Raw genomic sequence first — 17,844 nt, forward strand, 5'->3', positions numbered from 1 at the left:
AAGATTACTCTTCTTCAATTTTTGCAATCGCACCTTTGATTGTGAGGCAAACCTCTGTTGAGATCACTTGATTTAAAATCTCTGCGACTTCCCCAAGTTTGTTTGTATCTGCGATGCCTTCTTCATTAAAGTAGCCTTCTTGTTTTAGGCTCGCAATGAATGCTGAGAATACTGCTTTATCAAAGAACTCAGGAGCATTGATGCCGTGTAAAACAGACAAGCGTTGTGCCACAGATTGACTGTCTTTTTCTAAGTTTGCACGAGGCATTGCAGGGTCTTTCAATAAAATACTTACAGTGATGTAGTAGCGTTGTAAAATTTCACGCACACCAGAAGACCAAAGCTGTAACATTCTCACGCGAGGTTTGTTAATTGATAGCATATTTGCATTGCATTTTATGATTTCTTGACGTTGGAATTCCTCAATAATTTGCTCAATACGATCTTGCAATTCTTCTTGCGTGAAGGAAAGGAATAACTCACTTTTCAAGAATGGATAAATTTTACTTACTGCTTCTGATACTAACGGTTTTTGAATTGCTTCATAATGTAAAACAATGCTAGCAACTAATGATGGCAGCACAAATAAATGCTGAATATTGTTGCGATAATAAGTCATTAATACGGCAGAATTACGCTCTAAACGAACAATTTCACCGAAGTTATCTTTTTCAACAATGATGCCGACACGCTCAAGTTTTAAAATGTGTTCAAGCATTTCTTCTGCAGACTCAGTAGGTACTACAATGTCTTGTGAATAAGGTGAGTTTTGTAAGAATTTTTGGTAGCTCGCTAATTGCTCTAATAATTGTTCACGTGAAAGTGCACGTTGACGTGAAGAGAGCAAGGCTGTGCCTGTTAAATTCATTGCATTTACCGCCGCGGCTTTGTTGATATTGATCATGACTTGATTTGATACACCATCAACTGCTTGGTTAAACCATTGTGGACGCTCTTCTTGGTTTACATCATTTTTCCATTCAGGATAATGTTGGTTTAAGAAGTTACTTAAGGTGATTGGCTCGCCGAAATTCACGTAGGCTTTACCTAAATTACGTAATTTTTTGATCACACGTAATACTAAGCCTGCATTTTCTTTCTCTTTTTCTGCACCACGTAATTCTTTTGCATAAGTATCGACTTCAATCACGTGCTCGTAACCGACATAAACTGGCACAATTGAAATTGGGCGAGTTTGTTGTTGTAGCAATGCTTGCATTGTCATTGACATCATACCTGTTTTAGGTGCCAGTAAACGACCAGTCCTTGAACGACCGCCTTCAATGAAGTATTCCACTGGGTAACCACGGTGGAATAACTCTGCGAGATATTCTCGGAAAATTGTTGAATATAAGCGGTTACCTTTGAAAGTCCGTCGAATAAAGAAAGCCCCCCCACGACGAAACATTCCACCAACAGGCCAGAAGTTCAAATTAATACCAGCTGCGATATGTGGCGGAACTAAACCTTGATGGTAAAGCAAATAGGAAAGTAATAAATAGTCGATATGGCTGCGGTGACAAGGCACGTATACGATTTCGTGACCATCTAAAGCCAATTTACGTACACGATCTGCGTGTTGGACTTCAATACCTTGATAAAGTTTGTTCCATAACCAACGTAAGAAACGATCTGCAATACGTAAACCCTCATAATTTACGTTTGCGGCAATTTCTTCAAGAATTTTTTTAGCTTCTTGAGTAGCTTTCTCTTCGCTGATATTTTTTGCTTTCGCTTCATCTTTAATCGCATCTAAAATAGCTGATGAGACAAGCAATTTATTAAACATTGCTTCACGGTTTGGTAGGCGTGGACCTGTCGCTGAGATACGTTGTTTTGAAAAGTGAATTTTGGCTACACGAGCGAGTTTATGTGCAATCGCTTGATCTGAACCGTGCTCGTTGACCATATAGCGTAAGGACACTGCTTGTGAGAAGCGTACAAAAGTATCACGACCAAACCAAACCGCAGCGATAAATTTTTGAATACCACTTAATAAACGTAATTGTGGTAAGCCAGTTTGCTTTTCGTGACCTGGTGAGCGCCCCCAAAGCACAGAAACTGGAATCACTTGTACATCAAGTTCAAGTAAAGTGCGGTGCAATTCTAAATAATTATTGAAGACTTGAATAGTTTCTTGTTTTGCACCTTTTGATTTGAAAAATTGTCGTCCTTCATCTAAGAAAACAAAGCGAGGCAACGTCTTATCGCCAATTTTATTTTTTTCTAATGGATCAGGTAATCCTACGTTTAAACAGTTTTTTTGGAAAATCACAAGGTCAGTCTGTGAGGTATAAGGTAAAACGTAAACCATCGGTTGAGTTGTGTCTAATTTTAACTCTTCGATAGGATTGTGTGGAATAGGGTTGTTTTTTACTAAAAAAGATAAGGGCAATTCCAGTATTTTGCGATAAATATTTAGAAAACTAAACATAATGAATTTCCGTCTTAATAAGTTATTAGAAATGTTTACTTTAGTTTACCATAAAAATTTGAAATCGTGAGTTGTTGAATAAAAGAACTACATATACTTTTTGCATAAAAAGTCACTAAAATGTACATAAATTCACAATGAATGAAACGGGGGCTTTATGTTTCAGAAATTAAGCCGTTGAGATGCTTTGGCTAGCCGATGTAGGAGGTAATGAGCAAGTGGTTGCTACATTTGCAAGAGTTAGTATGATTTGGTCTCAAAAAAACAGATTTTTTGTTTATATCCTGCATATACTATTGTGGGATGTGAGTTTGATGTAAAGGCCCGGCTTGAAGAATAATTGATATGCACTAATAAAATAAAAGATTGCAATATCAATAACTCTGTATATAATAACAGTTGTTCTGTATATAAAGACAGGGGTGAATATGAAGCAATTTAAAGCATTAACTGCACGTCAACAAGAAGTCTATGACTTGTTGAAGCGACATTTAGAAACAACCGGAATGCCACCGACTCGTGCTGAAATTTCTAAAGAGTTAGGTTTCCGCTCACCAAATGCTGCCGAAGAACATCTAAAAGCCCTTGCAAGAAAAGGTGTGATTGAAATTATTTCTGGTACTTCACGTGGCATTCGCTTGTTGTTAGAAGACGATAGCGTGAATGATGATAGTCAAGGCTTGCCACTTGTTGGGCGTGTTGCCGCAGGTGAGCCAATCTTAGCAGAGCAACATATTGAAGGTACTTATAAAGTTGATGCGAATATGTTTAAACCTCAAGCTGATTTCCTATTAAAAGTGTATGGTCAATCAATGAAAGATATCGGTATTTTAGATGGCGATCTACTGGCAGTACACAGCACTAAAGATGTGCGGAATGGACAGGTGGTTGTGGCTCGTATTGAAGATGAAGTGACTGTAAAACGTTTAGAACGTAAAGGTTCTGTGATTTACCTTCACGCAGAAAATGAAGAGTTTGCCCCGATCGTAGTTGATTTAAATACACAACCTAATTTTGAAATTGAAGGGATCGCAGTCGGAATTATTCGTAATAATGCTTGGATGTAATTCCTACTTTCAAAATTCTACTTTCATTCTATGCCATTAATTCACCGCACTTTTATGCAATGTATTGTGTTAAAAGTGTGGTGATTCTTTTATTAGATTTCATACTGTTCCGCACATTTTACTATCCTCATTTTGTGAAATTTCATATGCTCTCCACTCAAGATAATTTTGGTAAAAAATATTCAGAAACAGCCCGCACTTTGTCTTGCAAAAGGATAGATTATCTGTATAATTCACCACCTTACAGCTACATTTAATTTTCGTTCCTTGCTTCCGCAGATTGGTAGCTGGTCTAACAGTCGGAGGCTGATTAACCCGTAAGGAGCAGTAATGCGACACTACGAAATCGTGTTTATGGTTCACCCGGACCAAAGCGAACAAGTACCAGGCATGATTGAACGTTATACAGGTTCTATTAAAGAAGCTGGCGGTCAAATCCATCGCTTAGAAGATTGGGGTCGTCGCCAATTAGCGTACCCAATCAACAAATTACACAAAGCACACTATGTGTTAATGAATGTAGAAGCGCCTCAAGAAGTCATCGACGAGCTAGAAACAACTTTCCGTTACAACGACGCAGTTCTTCGTAACGTAATCATTCGTACTAAGCACGCCGTAACAGAAGCGTCCCCAATGGTTAAAGCAAAAGACGATCGTAAAGCTTTAGCTGAAGTTGAAAACAACGATTTTGAGGATGCTGAAGAGTAATTTGAAAATTGATAACCGTTTTTCGTTGATAGGTATTGTTGCAAATCAACCGAAACGACACCAAAGTCCAAATGGGATAAGACACTGCCAGTTTTTATTAGAACATCGTTCTATGCAAGAGGAAGCAGGCTTAAGTCGCCAAGCTTGGTGTAAAATGCCAGTCCAAATCAGTGGCAATCAATTAATAGAAAAAACTCAAAGCATTACGGTCGGCAGTCAACTTTTGGTAATAGGCTTTATAAGCTCTCATAAAAGCAAAAATGGCTTAAACCAATTAGTATTACATGCCGAGCAAATCGAATTTATAGATTAGGAGACTAGCCAAATGGCACGTTATTTCCGTCGTCGTAAGTTCTGCCGTTTCACAGCGGAAAATGTAGTAGAAATCGATTATAAAGATGTAGCTACATTAAAGAACTATATCACAGAGAGCGGCAAAATTGTTCCAAGCCGTATTACCGGTACTCGTGCGAAGTATCAACGTCAATTAGCTCGTGCTATCAAACGTGCACGTTATTTAGCGTTACTTCCGTACACTGACAATCATCAGTAATTAAAGAGAGGATACGGTAATGCAAGTAATTCTTTTAGATAAAGTAGCTCACCTAGGTAACATTGGTGATCAAGTTGAGGTTAAATCAGGTTTTGCGCGTAACTTCTTAATCCCACAAGGTAAAGCAGTTATGGCAACTAAAGCGAATATCGAACATTTCGAAGCGCGTCGTGCAGAATTAGAAGCGAAAGCAGCAGAAGTTTTAGCAGCAGCACAAGCTCGTGCAGCTCAGTTAGCTGAATTAGGTTCTGTAACTATCGCATCTAAAGCTGGTGATGAAGGTCGTTTATTCGGTTCTATCACTACTCGTGATGTTGCTGAAGCTGTTACAGCTGCAGGCGTTGCAATTGCGAAAAGTGAGGTTCGTTTATCAACTGGCCCAATCCGTACTTTAGGCGACCACGAAGTTAAATTCCAACTTCACGGTGAAGTATTCGCAACAGTTAACGTTATCGTTGTTGTTGAATAATTCTTGAAGTATAAATACGAAAAACCCAGCATTAGCTGGGTTTTTTATTATCTCAAATTTACCACTTATTTTCTGAAATAAATTTGGAAAATCTACAGTATTTCTTTTGAATTTAGATACATAGAATAGCATTAATGTGAGATTGGATATTAAAGACTACAAATATCTCTATAGTAGATTTCATGGGATTTGTACATTGTCAACATACCACTTGAAGCTATAGCTATTCCTGTTAAATCTAGTGAAAATAGATAGTTGTAAATAGAATGCAATGCAAAGCACTGCATTCTAAAAATTAGGCGTAATACATCTCAAATTCAACTGGGTGAGGAGTCATATTCAGACGCTCAACTTCTTTGCGTTTAATGGCAATAAATGCCTCAATAAATTCTTTGCTAAATACGCCACCTTTAGTTAAGAATTCATAATCTTTTTCAAGCGAGTTTAATGCATCCTCTAATGAGGTCGCTACTGCAGGAATATTTTGTAATTCTTCAGATGGTAAGTCGTATAGATTTTTATCCATTGCATCGCCTGGATGAATTTTGTTGATGATGCCATCCAATCCTGCCATGAGTAAAGAAGCAAAAGCAAGATATGGATTTGCTAAGGGATCAGGGAAACGAGCTTCAATACGAATCGCTTTTGGATTAGTCACTGCAGGAATACGAATTGATGCAGAGCGGTTACTTGCTGAATAGGCTAATAATACAGGCGCTTCGAATCCCGGCACTAAGCGTTTATATGAGTTAGTTGAGGGGTTGGTAAAGGCATTTAATGCTTTAGCATGTTTAATGATTCCCCCAATATAGTAAAGTGCGGTTTCAGAGAGGCCTGCGTATTTATCGCCCTGAAAAACGTTTTTACCATCTTTGCTTAATGACATATTACAATGCATACCTGAACCATTATCACCAGTAATTGGTTTTGGCATAAAACAAGCCGTTTTACCATGTTCATAAGCAACGTTTTGCACCACATATTTATAAATTTGGGTTTCATCAGCTTTTGCTGTTAAGGTATTAAAACGTGTTGCGATTTCATTCTGTCCTGCTGTTGCTACTTCATGGTGGTGTGCTTCAATCACTAAGCCCATTTCTTCTAAGATTAAGCACATTTCGGAACGAATGTCGTGTGCAGTATCAATTGGTGCAACTGCGCAGTAGCCGCCTTTTTTCAATGGACGATAAGCATTGTTACCATCTTCGTAACGTTTGTTGGTATTCCATGCAGCTTCAATATCGTCCACTACATAAGAGTTGCGGTTCATTGATACATCAAAGCGCACGTCATCAAAGAGGAAGAATTCAGGTTCTGGTCCGAATAACGCATTATCCGCTACACCAGTAGAACGCATATAGTTTTCGGCACGAATCGCGATTGAACGTGGGTCACGATCATAGCTTTGCATGGTAGAAGGTTCGTAGATACTGCAACGGAGAGAAAGTGTGGGGATTTGAGCGAAAGGGTCAACAATGGCGGTTTCAGGCATTGGCATCAAGAGCATATCGGCCTTATTTATAGCCTTCCAACCCTCGACTGAGGATCCGTCAAACATTTTACCGTCTTCAAATAAATCTTCATCCACAAGGCTCACTGGTAGTGATACACCGTGTTCTTTGCCTTTAATGTCGGTAAAACGAAGTAAAACAAACTTGATATCGTATTCTTCAATGAGTTTGAATACGTTTGCGATGGCTGCTGCGTTTGGCATAATCAGAAATCCTCTTATTTTAGGGGGTTTTAGAATAAGCTAGTATTATAAAACAGGCATTTGAAAATAGCATAGGTTTTATCTGATTTTTTGTGCGATTATTTAATAGCTCATTTTGTCAAAAAGTTGTATAATCTTGCCCCTTTCGCATATTTTTCGCTATAAGTGCGGTTAAAAAAGACATTTTTTATATTATTAAATAAGATTTTTTTCAATGACAGACAACATAGATATCAATAAATTGCGCAACATCGCAATTATCGCTCACGTTGACCACGGTAAAACTACCCTTGTTGACAAACTCTTACAACAATCTGGCACATTAGAAACATCTCGCAGTGATAGTGATGAGCGCGTGATGGATTCAAATGATTTAGAAAAAGAACGTGGCATCACCATTTTAGCCAAAAATACGGCGATTAACTGGAATGACTATCGTATCAATATCGTGGATACTCCAGGGCATGCTGATTTTGGCGGTGAAGTTGAACGTGTAATGTCAATGGTAGACTGCGTATTATTAATCGTTGATGCCTTTGATGGTCCTATGCCTCAAACACGCTTCGTGACTCAAAAAGCATTTGCTCATGGTTTAAAACCAATTGTAGTTATTAATAAGGTTGACAGACCAGGTGCACGCCCAGATTGGGTTGTAGATCAAGTCTTTGATCTTTTTGTGAATTTAGGTGCAACTGACGAGCAATTAGATTTCCCAATTATTTATGCTTCAGCATTGAATGGTGTAGCTGGTTTAGAACATGATGATTTAGCAGAGGATATGACACCATTATTTGAAGCGATTGTAAAATACGTTGAACCACCTAAAGTGGAACTTGATCAGCCGTTCCAAATGCAAATTTCACAACTTGACTATAACAGCTATGTAGGTGTGATCGGTATAGGTCGTATTAAGCGTGGATCTGTGAAACCAAACCAAACTGTGACTGTTATCGATAGTGAAGGTAAAACACGTACTGGTAAAATTGGTCAAGTATTAGGTCACCTTGGTTTACAGCGTTATGAAACTGAGCGTGCTTATGCAGGTGATATTATTGCCTTAACTGGTTTGGGTGAGCTAAATATTTCAGATACGATTTGTGATATTAACAATGTAGAAGCTTTACCGGCACTGAGTGTTGATGAACCAACAGTAACAATGTTCTTCTGCGTTAATACTTCGCCATTCTGTGGTAAAGAAGGTAAATACGTAACCTCTCGCCAAATCCTTGAACGTTTAAACAAAGAATTAGTCCATAACGTGGCACTACGCGTGGAAGAAACTCCAGACCCAGATGCGTTCCGAGTGTCAGGGCGTGGTGAATTACATCTTTCTGTATTAATCGAAAATATGCGTCGTGAAGGTTATGAATTAGCTGTATCACGTCCACGTGTTATTTATAAAGAGGAAAATGGTCGTAAACAAGAGCCTTTCGAGCAAGTGACTATCGATATTGAAGAGCAGCACCAAGGCTCTGTGATGGAAGCATTAGGTATTCGTAAAGGTGAAGTGCGAGATATGGTACCGGATGGTAAAGGTCGCACCCGTTTAGAATATATTATTCCAAGCCGTGGCTTAATTGGTTTTCGTGGCGAATTTATGACAATGACTTCAGGTACGGGTTTACTTTACTCAAGCTTTAGTCATTATGATGATGTGAAACCTGGTGAGATTGGGCAACGTAAAAACGGTGTATTAATTTCGAATGCAACAGGTAAAGCATTAGCTTATGCGTTATTCGGTTTACAAGAACGTGGTAAATTAATGATTGATCATGGTGCTGAAGTGTATGAAGGTCAAATCATTGGTATTCACAGTCGTTCAAATGACTTAACTGTAAACTGTTTACAAGGTAAAAAATTGACCAATATGCGAGCATCAGGTAAGGATGAAGCTGTTGTGTTGGTACCACCAGTACGTTTTAGCCTTGAACAAGCGATTGAGTTTATTGATGATGATGAGTTAGTCGAAGTGACACCAAGCTCGATTCGAATCCGTAAGAAATTGCTAACGGAAACTGATCGTAAGCGGGCAAGTCGTACGACAATAAGTACCAGTACATACTAACTTTCCACTTTTTGTATTTGTAAAAATATAACGACTGCATTCAATTAGAGTGCGGTCGTTTTTTTTGGTATTTTTGCAAATATCTTATAATTATACTTGGTGAGTATATGTTGAGTAAAAATAAAACGAAAATACGGTTTTTGTGTTAAAATGATGCATTGTCTTGCAATCGAAATGGGTGAAAAGTTTTTTGTAAAAATGTAATTATTTGATTCATCATTAAGCTTTTCTTAATATTTATGCGTTTAAATATACATATCGAAAGGCAGTTGGCTTTTTGAGCCTTTATTTTTTATTAACATTTATTATAGGAACAGATAATGAAAAAATTAATCGCATTGGCCTCAATTTTAGCTATTTCAGGTATGGCTGTCGCAAAAGGTGGTTTCCAAAACAATACCAATAATGCAGGTGGTGGTTTTGGACCAAATGCAGGTATCAATAGCGTGAAAGCAGCATTAAATGCACACGATGATATGCCCGTGTCTATCGAAGGTTATATTGTTAGACAAATCGATGGTGATGAGTTTATTTTCCGTGATATGGCAGGAGGGGAAATCCGTATTGATGTGAGCGATCGTGCTTGGAATGGTCAAACCATTCAACCGAATGATCTTATCATTATCCAAGGTAAAGTGGATAAAGAGTGGGATAAAACGGATATTGATGTAAAAAATATCATTAAGAAATAATCACTGAAATGCGACTAATGTGAAATTAGTCGCACTTTTTCTTTTGTACCTCTTCTATATCTAAAATGTACGCTTGTGGTTTCTCTGTTGTTTTCATTTGCCAACGAATATTAAATTCATATAATCGGATACCGTAAACTCGTTCTAATGATTGCATTTGTTGATAAGCAGGTCGAGGATCTTGGGCAATCACATCGTGGATAAAACGAGTAAAGTGCGGTCGTTTTTTCTCGATTTTCAGGCACTGTTTTTGTGCAACTTCACTAAATAAAACATTTAATTTGGGCGTAGGTTTATCTTGAGCAAAACCTGATTGGGCTAAGGGCTCACTATCAGAGTAAGCAATATAAGGCTTAATATCAAAAATCGGTGTACCATCGACTAAATCCACTGCACCTAAATGAAGGAGAACTTTTCCATTTTGAGATTCGATTTTTCGTAATTCCACTTTAGATAAACCTAATGGGTTTGGTCGGTGTGTGGAACGTGAGGCAAATACACCAACACGCTGATTACCCCCTAAACGTGGTGGGCGAACGGTGGGTCTCCATTTTCCTATCGGGACTCTATCAAATTGAAATATTAGCCAAAGATGACTGAAATTTTCTAAACCCCGAACACTTTCTGGCTGATTATAAGGGGTTAAAAGCTCGATGATACCTGTACCGTCTTGCACTAAATTTGGTTGGCGAGGTACAGAAAACTTTTCCTTGTAAGGGGTATGGATGATTGCGATAGGTTGGAGATGAAGTGATAGATCAGACATATTTTCCTTAGAGTGAATATTTCGTGTAGAATAAGTCAATTTTTATATTTTACTCAAAGATCGCTTTAAAATCGTATTTTTTCTTAAGTGAATGTTTATGGCAAACAATACATTACAAATGTGGTTAGATACTGCAAGACCAAAAACGCTACTTTTAGCCATTGCCTCGATTATTACAGGTACTGCTTTAGCTAATTGGTCTGGGCAATTTAATTGTTTAATCACTATCTTATGTTTATTAACAACTATTTTATTACAAATATTATCTAATTTTGCAAATGATTATGGAGATCATCAAAAGGGAAGTGATACATCTGAACGTATCGGTCCTTTACGTGGTATTCAAAAAGGCGAAATGAGTGCTAATCAATTGAAATGGGGATTGATTTTTACAGTGCTTGCCAGTTTGCTCTCCGGAGCAACTTTGATTGCGGTATCTTATCAAACAATAGCTGATTTATTGGTTTTTGCAGGCTTAGGTTTATTAGCGATCATTGCTGCAATTACTTATACTGTAGGTAAAAAACCTTATGGATATATGGGGTTAGGAGATATTTCCGTATTGTTGTTTTTCGGTATTTTAGGTGTTGGTGGGACTTATTATTTACAGACGACAAGTTTACATTTCAGTATTTTATTACCAGCAACTGCAACGGGATTGTTAGCAAGTGCAGTGTTAAATATCAACAATTTACGTGATATTGAGCAGGATAGAAAAGTTGGTAAGCATACCTTAGCAGTACGTTTGGGAGCAAAAAATGGGCGTATTTATCACTGTCTATTATTAGGCTTTGCTGTGATTTCTTATACCGTATTTGCTTTAATCAATATGCTATCTTGGACAGGTTTTCTTTTTTTATTATCATTACCGCTGCTAATTAAGCATGCTTTTTTTGTTTATCGTAGTCAAGATCCAATGATGCTACGTCCAATGTTAGCGCAGATGTCAATGATTGCGCTATTGACTAACCTGTTATTCAGTTTAGGCTTGCTTATCAGCAAGTAATAGGAATATACTAGACCGATGAATTTTCCTCAAAAGTAAGGTAATTTTATGTATATCGATACTTCAGAATTATGTGATATTTATTTAGATCAAGTAGATGTTGTTGAGCCTATTTTTTCTAGCTTTGGCGGCGCAAGTCATTTTTATGGCAAAGTGACGACAATCAAATGTTTTGAGAGTAATGGGCTTATTGCAGAAATTTTAGAGGAAAATGGTGAGGGTAGGGTATTAGTCGTTGATGGAGGCGGTGCAGTTCGTAGAGCATTAATTGATGCAGAACTTGCACAACTGGCAGTAGATAATGGTTGGGAAGGAATTATCATTTATGGTGCTGTGCGTCAAATTCAGCAACTTGAGAATTTAGATATTGGTATTCACGCACTTGCACCTATCCCGGTAGCTGCTGATGATAATAATCAAGGTGAGACAGATGTAGCTGTCAATTTTGGTGGTGTGACTTTCTTTCCTGAAGATTATGTTTATGCTGATTTGACAGGTATCATCTTATCGCAAGAGCCATTAGAGCTAGATGAATTTAGTGAAGAATAATTGATATAAAATTCAGCAATCATAAAGTGCGGTTAAAATAAAGTTAATTTTAACCGCACTTTTTTATTTTCTCTATTTTTATGCGTTTGTTCACAAATCCATAAAAAAGGTATTGCTTTTTATTAACATAATGATAACTTGCCAATGAACTCTGTCTGTGTGCTGGAATATTTCTATATTTTTCATCTTTTTCTATAGAGGGATAACATTATGAATGTCGCAGAAATGCCAACTAAAAATGGTTTTAATCGAAATGCTATCATTTTTTTGTTAGATGTTATTGTGTTTTTCGTGTTACTTAAAACACTGCCTTTTGATCCAAAAGCAAATAAAGGATTAGCGTTGCTTGTTTTTGTTGCTGTGTTATGGTTAACGGAAGCATTGCACGTTACAGTTACAGCATTGCTTGTGCCAATTCTTGCAATTATTCTTGGTTTAGTGGCAACAAAAAGTGCGTTGGCTGAATTTGCGAATCCAACTATTTTCTTATTCTTCGGAGGATTTGCCTTAGCGACAGCATTACATATCCAAAAATTGGATCGTATGATTGCTAATAAAATTATGGCACTAGCAAATGGTCGTTTATTCCTTGCTACAATTTACTTATTTTCCATTACTGCATTCCTTTCTATGTGGATGAGTAACACTGCAACAGCTGCCATGATGCTACCTCTTGCAATGGGTGTTTTAAGCCAAATGGATCGTGATTCAAACCATAACACTTATGTTTTCGTATTATTAGGTATTGCATATAGTGCCAATATCGGTGGTATGGGAACTTTAGTGGGTAGTCCACCGAATGCGATTGTGGCATCACAATTAAAATTGACTTTCTCTGATTGGTTAAAATATGGTTTGCCAATAATGTTTATTCTAATGCCAATAATGATTGGTACGTTGTATGTGATATTTAAACCGAAGCTCAATGTTCGCTTTGAAAAGAGTTTTGAAAAAATCGAAATGAATAAACAACGTGTAATTACATTGGTTATTTTTATTGCTATTGCATTATGTTGGGTATTTAGCAGTACAATTAATCCTATGATTTCTGGTGCATTAGGATTAGAAAAGAAAATTGCAAGCTTTGATAGTGTAGTTGCATTACTTGCTGCTGCGGTGATTTGTTCAACCGGCGTTGCAAGTTGGAAACAAATCCAAGATAACACAGATTGGGGTGTATTGATGTTATTTGGTGGTGGTTTGACATTAAGTGCTGTATTACGTGATTCTGGCGCAAGTAAAATTCTCGCTGATGGTATTGTGTTCTTGATTGAAGGGAACCACTTTTATCTCATAGGTTTATTAGTTGCAGCATTTATTATTTTCTTAACAGAGTTTACATCAAATACAGCAAGTGCAGCCTTATTAGTACCAATCTTTATTTCGATAGCTCAATCGTTAGGCATGCCAGAACTTGGTTTAGCCTTAATTATCGGGTTAGGAGCATCTTGTGCATTTATGTTACCAGTGGCAACACCACCTAATGCAATCGTATTTGGTACAGGAGATATTAAACAATCTGAAATGGTGAAGGCAGGGGTGGTATTAAATATCCTTTGTATCTTTATTATTGCAACAGTAGGGTATTTCTTCTGGCTAAATTAATCTTAATAAAAATAATGTGCTGATGTTACATTGCATTTTAAAATTGAAAGTGCGGTAGGTTTTGAGGAAATTTACCGCACTTTTTTATTGTTTTACTTACCAATACAGAATGAGCTGAAGATATTGCCAAGCAAATCATCGGAAGTGAATTGTCCTGTAATTTCACTGAGGTGTTCTTGTACCATGCGCAACTCTTCTGCGAGTAATTCTCCTGCATAAAATTGTGTCAGTTGTACGTGGCCTAATTGCAAATGTTCAGCTGCTTTTTCTAACGCATCTAAATGACGACGCCGTGCTAGGAACCCACCTTCCATATTGGTTTGATAACCCATTGACTGTTTTAAGTGCTCACGCAATAACTCAACGCCTTGCTGTGTTTTGGCAGAAAGGGTAACGATAGTATAGCCACTATTTTCCTGAATACCTTCAGCCTCACCACTTAAGTCTGCTTTATTACGTACAATAGTCACAGGAATTTGGCTTGGTAATTTGGCTAGAAATTCTGGCCATACATTGTCCAAATTCTGATTATCTTGTTCAGTACTATCTAACATTAATAAAATACGATCGGCTTGTTCGATCTCACTCCAAGCACGCACTATGCCAATACGCTCAACTTCGTCCGTTGCCTCACGTAAACCCGCAGTGTCAATAATATGCAACGGCATACCGTCAATATGAATGTGCTCACGTAACACATCACGCGTTGTGCCTGCAATATCTGTGACGATCGCAGCTTCACGGCCTGCAAGGGCATTAAGCAGACTGGATTTACCGGCATTTGGACGACCAGCAATAACCACTTTCATTCCTTCACGCAGGATCGATCCTTGTTTTGCTTCAGAACGAACTTTGTTTAATTGCTCGATAATATCATTCAAATGTGCTTCGATTTTTCCATCAGCGAGAAAATCAATCTCTTCATCTGGGAAATCAATAGCAGCTTCTACATAAGTGCGTAAATAAATCACACTATCCACAAGCTGATTTACTTTATTTGAAAATTCACCTTGCAGTGATTTCAATGCGGAGCGAGCAGCTTGCTCAGAGCTTGCGTCGATTAAGTCTGCAATCGCTTCTGCTTGGGCTAAATCCAATTTATCGTTTAAAAAGGCTTGTTCTGAAAATTCGCCTGGGCGCGCTAAACGAATGCCATCAATTTGTAAAATTCGTTTGAGTAATAGATCAAGCACTACTTGTCCGCCGTGCCCTTGCAACTCAAGCACATCTTCACCCGTAAATGAATTTGGTGCTTTAAAATAAAGCGCAATTCCTTGATCGAGGACTGTACCATCAAGATCTTTAAAAGGTAAATAATCCGCCATACGTGGTTTCGGGCATTTGCCTAAGACTGTATTCGCCACTTCTACCGCTTTAGGACCAGAGACTCTTAAAATCCCAATTCCACCGCGTCCTGGTGCAGTAGCTTGTGCAACAATTGTTTCTTTCATAAAAAATTCTCTAAAAAATGACCGCACTTTCATAAAACAAAAGGCACCAAACTTGATGCCTTTTATATTCATTCAATTAAGATTTATTTTTGGCGAGAATGCAAACCTTTTTTCTCTAAGCCACGATAAATCAACTGCTGTTGAGCGATAGTAATCAAGTTAGATACTAACCAGTATAATACCAAGCCTGATGGGAACCACAAGAAGAACACCATAAAGATTAATGGCATAAAGTTCATAATCTTTTGTTGCATTGGGTCGGCTACAGGCGTTGGTGACATTTTTTGTAACAAGAACATAGAAGCACCCATTAAAATTGGTAGGATGTAATATGGATCTTGTGCAGATAAGTCTTGAATCCAACCAAAGAATGGAGCATGACGTAACTCAACTGCTTCTAGGAATGTCCAGTATAATGCGATGAAAATAGGCATTTGAAGAAGGATTGGTAAACAACCACCTAATGGGTTTACTTTCTCTTCTTTATAAAGTTTCATCATTTCTTGGCTCATACGTTGACGATCTTCACCAAAACGCTCGCGCATTTCTTGAAGTTTTGGCTGTAACATACGCATTTTAGCCATCGAAGTATATTGCGCTTTAGTTAATGGATATAAAATCGCTTTCACTACTAAAGTTACACCGATGATTGCCAGTCCCCAGTTATGCACGATACTTTGGATAAATGTTAGTAACCAGAATAATGGTTTTGCAATGAACCATGCCCAACCATAGTCAACTGTCAAATCTAAGTGGTTTGCGACAGCTGCCATTTGATCTTGTAATTTAGGCCCTGTCCAAAGAGAGCTTGTAATCGTTTCTTTTGCGCCCGCTGAAATGACAGTTGTTGGTCCACGGTAACCGATCGATGCTAGGTTATTTGCTTTGTCAGTTAAGCTATAAAGTTGGTTATCTGCATCTTGGTTAGGAATCCACGCAGAAACGAAATAGTGTTGTAATACAGCAACCCAACCTGCTTTAGTTGATACCGCAAGGTTAGCTTTTTGCATTTCGTCAAAGCTGTATTTTTTGTAATTAGTTTCAGAAGATGAATAAGCTCCGCCTGTATAAGTTGGCATTGCTACGTTACCTGTATCTTCAACTAGCGTATGACGTAATTGACCATAAGGTTCAACTTCGATTGCTTTTTCGCTTTGGTTATCAATTTCAAAGTTTACTGAAATATCGTAAGCGTTACGTTTTAAAACGAACACTTTACGGAAAGTCACGCCGTCTTTTTCAAAAACTAATGGAACAACAAGCTCATTTTGACCCTCAGCAAGTTTGAATGCATCGCCTTCGACTTGATAACTTGCACGACCAGCTTTAGTGTCGATACCATCTTTTCCTACTAAACCACTTTGTGCGATATACACGTGATTTTGTTTATTGGTCAATAAAGTAAACGGAGTATTAGAGTCTAATTCCGCATCGTGTTTTAATAGTTCAGAATGAATAACATCCCCACCTAATGTGTCTACTTTTAAGCGTAGAACATCATTTTCCAAGGTGATAACGCGACCTTGTATTTGTGCTGTTGTTGCAATATCCGAAGTAGATGAAGTAGAACTTGCGGGTACATCAGAAGATACTTTTACTTGTTCCGTTACAACAGGTTTTGGCGTGTGATAATCAAGCTGCCACTGTTGATAAACAAGAAAAGAAATGAAGAGTAGTGCGATGACTAACAGGCTACGTCTTGAGTCCATTATTTTTTCTCTTTTTTGTTATTGATCTTTGGTGGAACAGGATCGTATCCACCCTCGTTTAAAGGATGACATTTTAATATACGTTTCAATGTAAGCCAACTCCCTTTTAATGCGCCGTGAGTTTTTAATGCTTCAATGCCATAGCAAGAGCAAGTCGGCGTGAATCGACAGCGAGGACCAATTAATGGACTAATGACTATTTGATAGACACGAATTAGCCCGATAAGGATTTTTGAGCTAAACGAATGTGTCTTTGCCATAGTTTATCTAGGGTTTGAGTTAAGGCGTTGTTCTCTAATTTACCAATCCCCTGCTTGGCAACAATGACAAAATCATAATGTGGTAGTTTATGTTGTGCTAAGCGGAAACTTTCGCGACATAAGCGTTTTATCCGATTACGATCGTGAGCTCTTTTCAGATGTTTTTTAGCAACAGTTAAACCTAAACGAGGATGACCTAATTGGTTTGGGCGAGCGAGAATAGTAATTTCAGGCGTACTAGCACGAGACGGCTGTTCAAAGACGTATTCAAAATGAACGGGAGTTAACAAACGTAACTCCCTAGAAAAATTCAGTTTAATCACACCTAAAGGTTAGGATTATGCTGATAAAGATTTACGACCTTTAGCACGACGACGAGCTAAAACTTGGCGGCCATTTTTAGTTGCCATACGAGCACGGAAACCGTGAGTGCGACTACGTTTTAACACTGATGGTTGAAATGTACGTTTCATAACTATAATTTACCTAAATCAAAAATTGTTCAGTAATCTTGAAAACAAGGATTAATAAAATAAGGAACGGAATTGTAATCATAAATTCAACGTTCGTCAAATGAGAATAGGCAAAATGAGTGAATTAATCTCAGTTTTCCTAATAAAAAGCAAAAGTGCGGTTCGGATTATACGTTTTTTGCCAGAAATCTCAAGTAACCTTTTTCGTTTTTTTTGATCCTTTTGTGAAGATCTTTCACTGAGTTTATTGTAAAATTGATTTTCTTAAGACCGCGCATTTGGCGGAATTTCTGCTAATAATTTAACTATAACGATAATAGAAT

18 protein-coding genes are annotated in these 17,844 nt (G+C 37.7%); 10 read left to right on the forward strand and 8 right to left on the reverse strand.

Annotated features, from left to right (window positions below):
• Nucleotides 1-4: 4 nt before the first annotated feature.
• The gene (plsB, locus tag CKV78_RS10405; protein WP_005764981.1) at nt 5-2,434 is read right to left on the reverse strand and encodes a glycerol-3-phosphate 1-O-acyltransferase PlsB; all 2,430 of its coding nucleotides are present in this window, start codon (nt 2,432-2,434) and stop codon (nt 5-7) included.
• A gap of 428 nt (nt 2,435-2,862) precedes the next feature.
• Here plsB and lexA point away from each other — a divergent pair, with 428 nt between their 5' ends.
• From lexA to rplI, 5 genes are all read left to right on the forward strand, one after another.
• Nucleotides 2,863-3,501: a transcriptional repressor LexA gene (gene lexA, locus CKV78_RS10410; RefSeq protein WP_005764984.1), complete on the forward strand. Its 639-nt coding sequence runs from the start codon at nt 2,863-2,865 to the stop codon at nt 3,499-3,501.
• A gap of 330 nt (nt 3,502-3,831) precedes the next feature.
• The gene (gene rpsF, locus CKV78_RS10415) at nt 3,832-4,209 is read left to right on the forward strand and encodes a 30S ribosomal protein S6 (protein ID WP_032855664.1); all 378 of its coding nucleotides are present in this window, start codon (nt 3,832-3,834) and stop codon (nt 4,207-4,209) included.
• Nucleotides 4,196-4,522, forward strand: coding sequence for a primosomal replication protein N (gene priB / locus CKV78_RS10420; RefSeq protein WP_005764988.1), 327 nt, complete (start codon nt 4,196-4,198; stop codon nt 4,520-4,522). The genes rpsF and priB overlap by 14 nt, the downstream gene beginning before the upstream one ends.
• 12 nt (nt 4,523-4,534) lie before the next feature.
• Nucleotides 4,535-4,762, forward strand: a complete 228-nt coding sequence (rpsR, locus tag CKV78_RS10425) for a 30S ribosomal protein S18 (protein WP_005717555.1) — start codon at nt 4,535-4,537, stop codon at nt 4,760-4,762.
• A gap of 19 nt (nt 4,763-4,781) precedes the next feature.
• The gene (gene rplI, locus CKV78_RS10430) at nt 4,782-5,231 is read left to right on the forward strand and encodes a 50S ribosomal protein L9 (RefSeq protein ID WP_005764990.1); all 450 of its coding nucleotides are present in this window, start codon (nt 4,782-4,784) and stop codon (nt 5,229-5,231) included.
• Nucleotides 5,232-5,526: 295 nt separating this feature from the next.
• On the opposite strand, the gene glnA is transcribed toward rplI, so the two are convergent.
• Nucleotides 5,527-6,945 carry a type I glutamate--ammonia ligase gene (gene glnA / locus CKV78_RS10435; protein WP_005764991.1) on the reverse strand — a complete coding sequence of 473 codons (1,419 nt, stop codon included), beginning with the start codon at nt 6,943-6,945 and terminating at the stop codon, nt 5,527-5,529.
• 214 nt (nt 6,946-7,159) lie between these two features.
• On the opposite strand from glnA, the gene typA reads away from it, so the two are divergent.
• A complete protein-coding gene (gene typA, locus CKV78_RS10440) occupies nt 7,160-9,010 on the forward strand; it encodes a translational GTPase TypA (protein ID WP_005764992.1) in 1,851 nt (616 codons plus the stop codon).
• A 320-nt stretch (nt 9,011-9,330) separates the two neighbouring features.
• Nucleotides 9,331-9,702 carry a YgiW/YdeI family stress tolerance OB fold protein gene (locus CKV78_RS10445; protein ID WP_005764993.1) on the forward strand — a complete coding sequence of 124 codons (372 nt, stop codon included), beginning with the start codon at nt 9,331-9,333 and terminating at the stop codon, nt 9,700-9,702.
• 25 nt (nt 9,703-9,727) lie between these two features.
• On the opposite strand, the gene tsaA is transcribed toward CKV78_RS10445, so the two are convergent.
• Nucleotides 9,728-10,468, reverse strand: coding sequence for a tRNA (N6-threonylcarbamoyladenosine(37)-N6)-methyltransferase TrmO (gene tsaA, locus CKV78_RS10450; protein WP_005764994.1), 741 nt, complete (start codon nt 10,466-10,468; stop codon nt 9,728-9,730).
• A 97-nt stretch (nt 10,469-10,565) separates the two neighbouring features.
• Between tsaA and CKV78_RS10455 the strand changes: the two genes are divergently transcribed.
• The 3 genes from CKV78_RS10455 (at nt 10,566) to CKV78_RS10465 (ending at nt 13,628) form a co-directional block, all read left to right on the forward strand.
• Nucleotides 10,566-11,474 carry a 1,4-dihydroxy-2-naphthoate polyprenyltransferase gene (locus CKV78_RS10455; RefSeq protein ID WP_032855665.1) on the forward strand — a complete coding sequence of 303 codons (909 nt, stop codon included), beginning with the start codon at nt 10,566-10,568 and terminating at the stop codon, nt 11,472-11,474.
• A gap of 48 nt (nt 11,475-11,522) precedes the next feature.
• Nucleotides 11,523-12,023, forward strand: a complete 501-nt coding sequence (rraA, locus tag CKV78_RS10460) for a ribonuclease E activity regulator RraA (protein ID WP_005764997.1) — start codon at nt 11,523-11,525, stop codon at nt 12,021-12,023.
• A 210-nt stretch (nt 12,024-12,233) separates the two neighbouring features.
• On the forward strand, nt 12,234-13,628 hold the full coding sequence (locus tag CKV78_RS10465) for a DASS family sodium-coupled anion symporter (RefSeq protein WP_005764998.1): 1,395 nt from the start codon (nt 12,234-12,236) through the stop codon (nt 13,626-13,628).
• Nucleotides 13,629-13,720: 92 nt separating this feature from the next.
• On the opposite strand, the gene mnmE is transcribed toward CKV78_RS10465, so the two are convergent.
• From mnmE to rpmH, 5 genes are all read right to left on the reverse strand, one after another.
• A complete protein-coding gene (mnmE, locus tag CKV78_RS10470) occupies nt 13,721-15,079 on the reverse strand; it encodes a tRNA uridine-5-carboxymethylaminomethyl(34) synthesis GTPase MnmE (RefSeq protein ID WP_032855666.1) in 1,359 nt (452 codons plus the stop codon).
• Nucleotides 15,080-15,162: 83 nt separating this feature from the next.
• On the reverse strand, nt 15,163-16,788 hold the full coding sequence (yidC, locus tag CKV78_RS10475) for a membrane protein insertase YidC (RefSeq protein ID WP_005765001.1): 1,626 nt from the start codon (nt 16,786-16,788) through the stop codon (nt 15,163-15,165).
• Entirely contained in the window at nt 16,788-17,048 is a 261-nt protein-coding gene (yidD, locus tag CKV78_RS10480) for a membrane protein insertion efficiency factor YidD (RefSeq protein WP_081442244.1), read from the reverse strand. Before yidD ends, yidC begins: the two co-directional genes overlap by 1 nt.
• Entirely contained in the window at nt 17,003-17,371 is a 369-nt protein-coding gene (gene rnpA, locus CKV78_RS10485) for a ribonuclease P protein component (RefSeq protein WP_005765002.1), read from the reverse strand. The genes yidD and rnpA overlap by 46 nt, the downstream gene beginning before the upstream one ends.
• Nucleotides 17,372-17,386: 15 nt before the next feature.
• Nucleotides 17,387-17,521 carry a 50S ribosomal protein L34 gene (gene rpmH, locus CKV78_RS10490; protein WP_005539760.1) on the reverse strand — a complete coding sequence of 45 codons (135 nt, stop codon included), beginning with the start codon at nt 17,519-17,521 and terminating at the stop codon, nt 17,387-17,389.
• Nucleotides 17,522-17,844 lie beyond the last annotated feature (323 nt).

The sequence above is a fragment of the Pasteurella dagmatis genome, assembly GCF_900186835.1.
GTDB classification, from domain to species: Bacteria; Pseudomonadota; Gammaproteobacteria; order Enterobacterales; family Pasteurellaceae; genus Pasteurella; species Pasteurella dagmatis.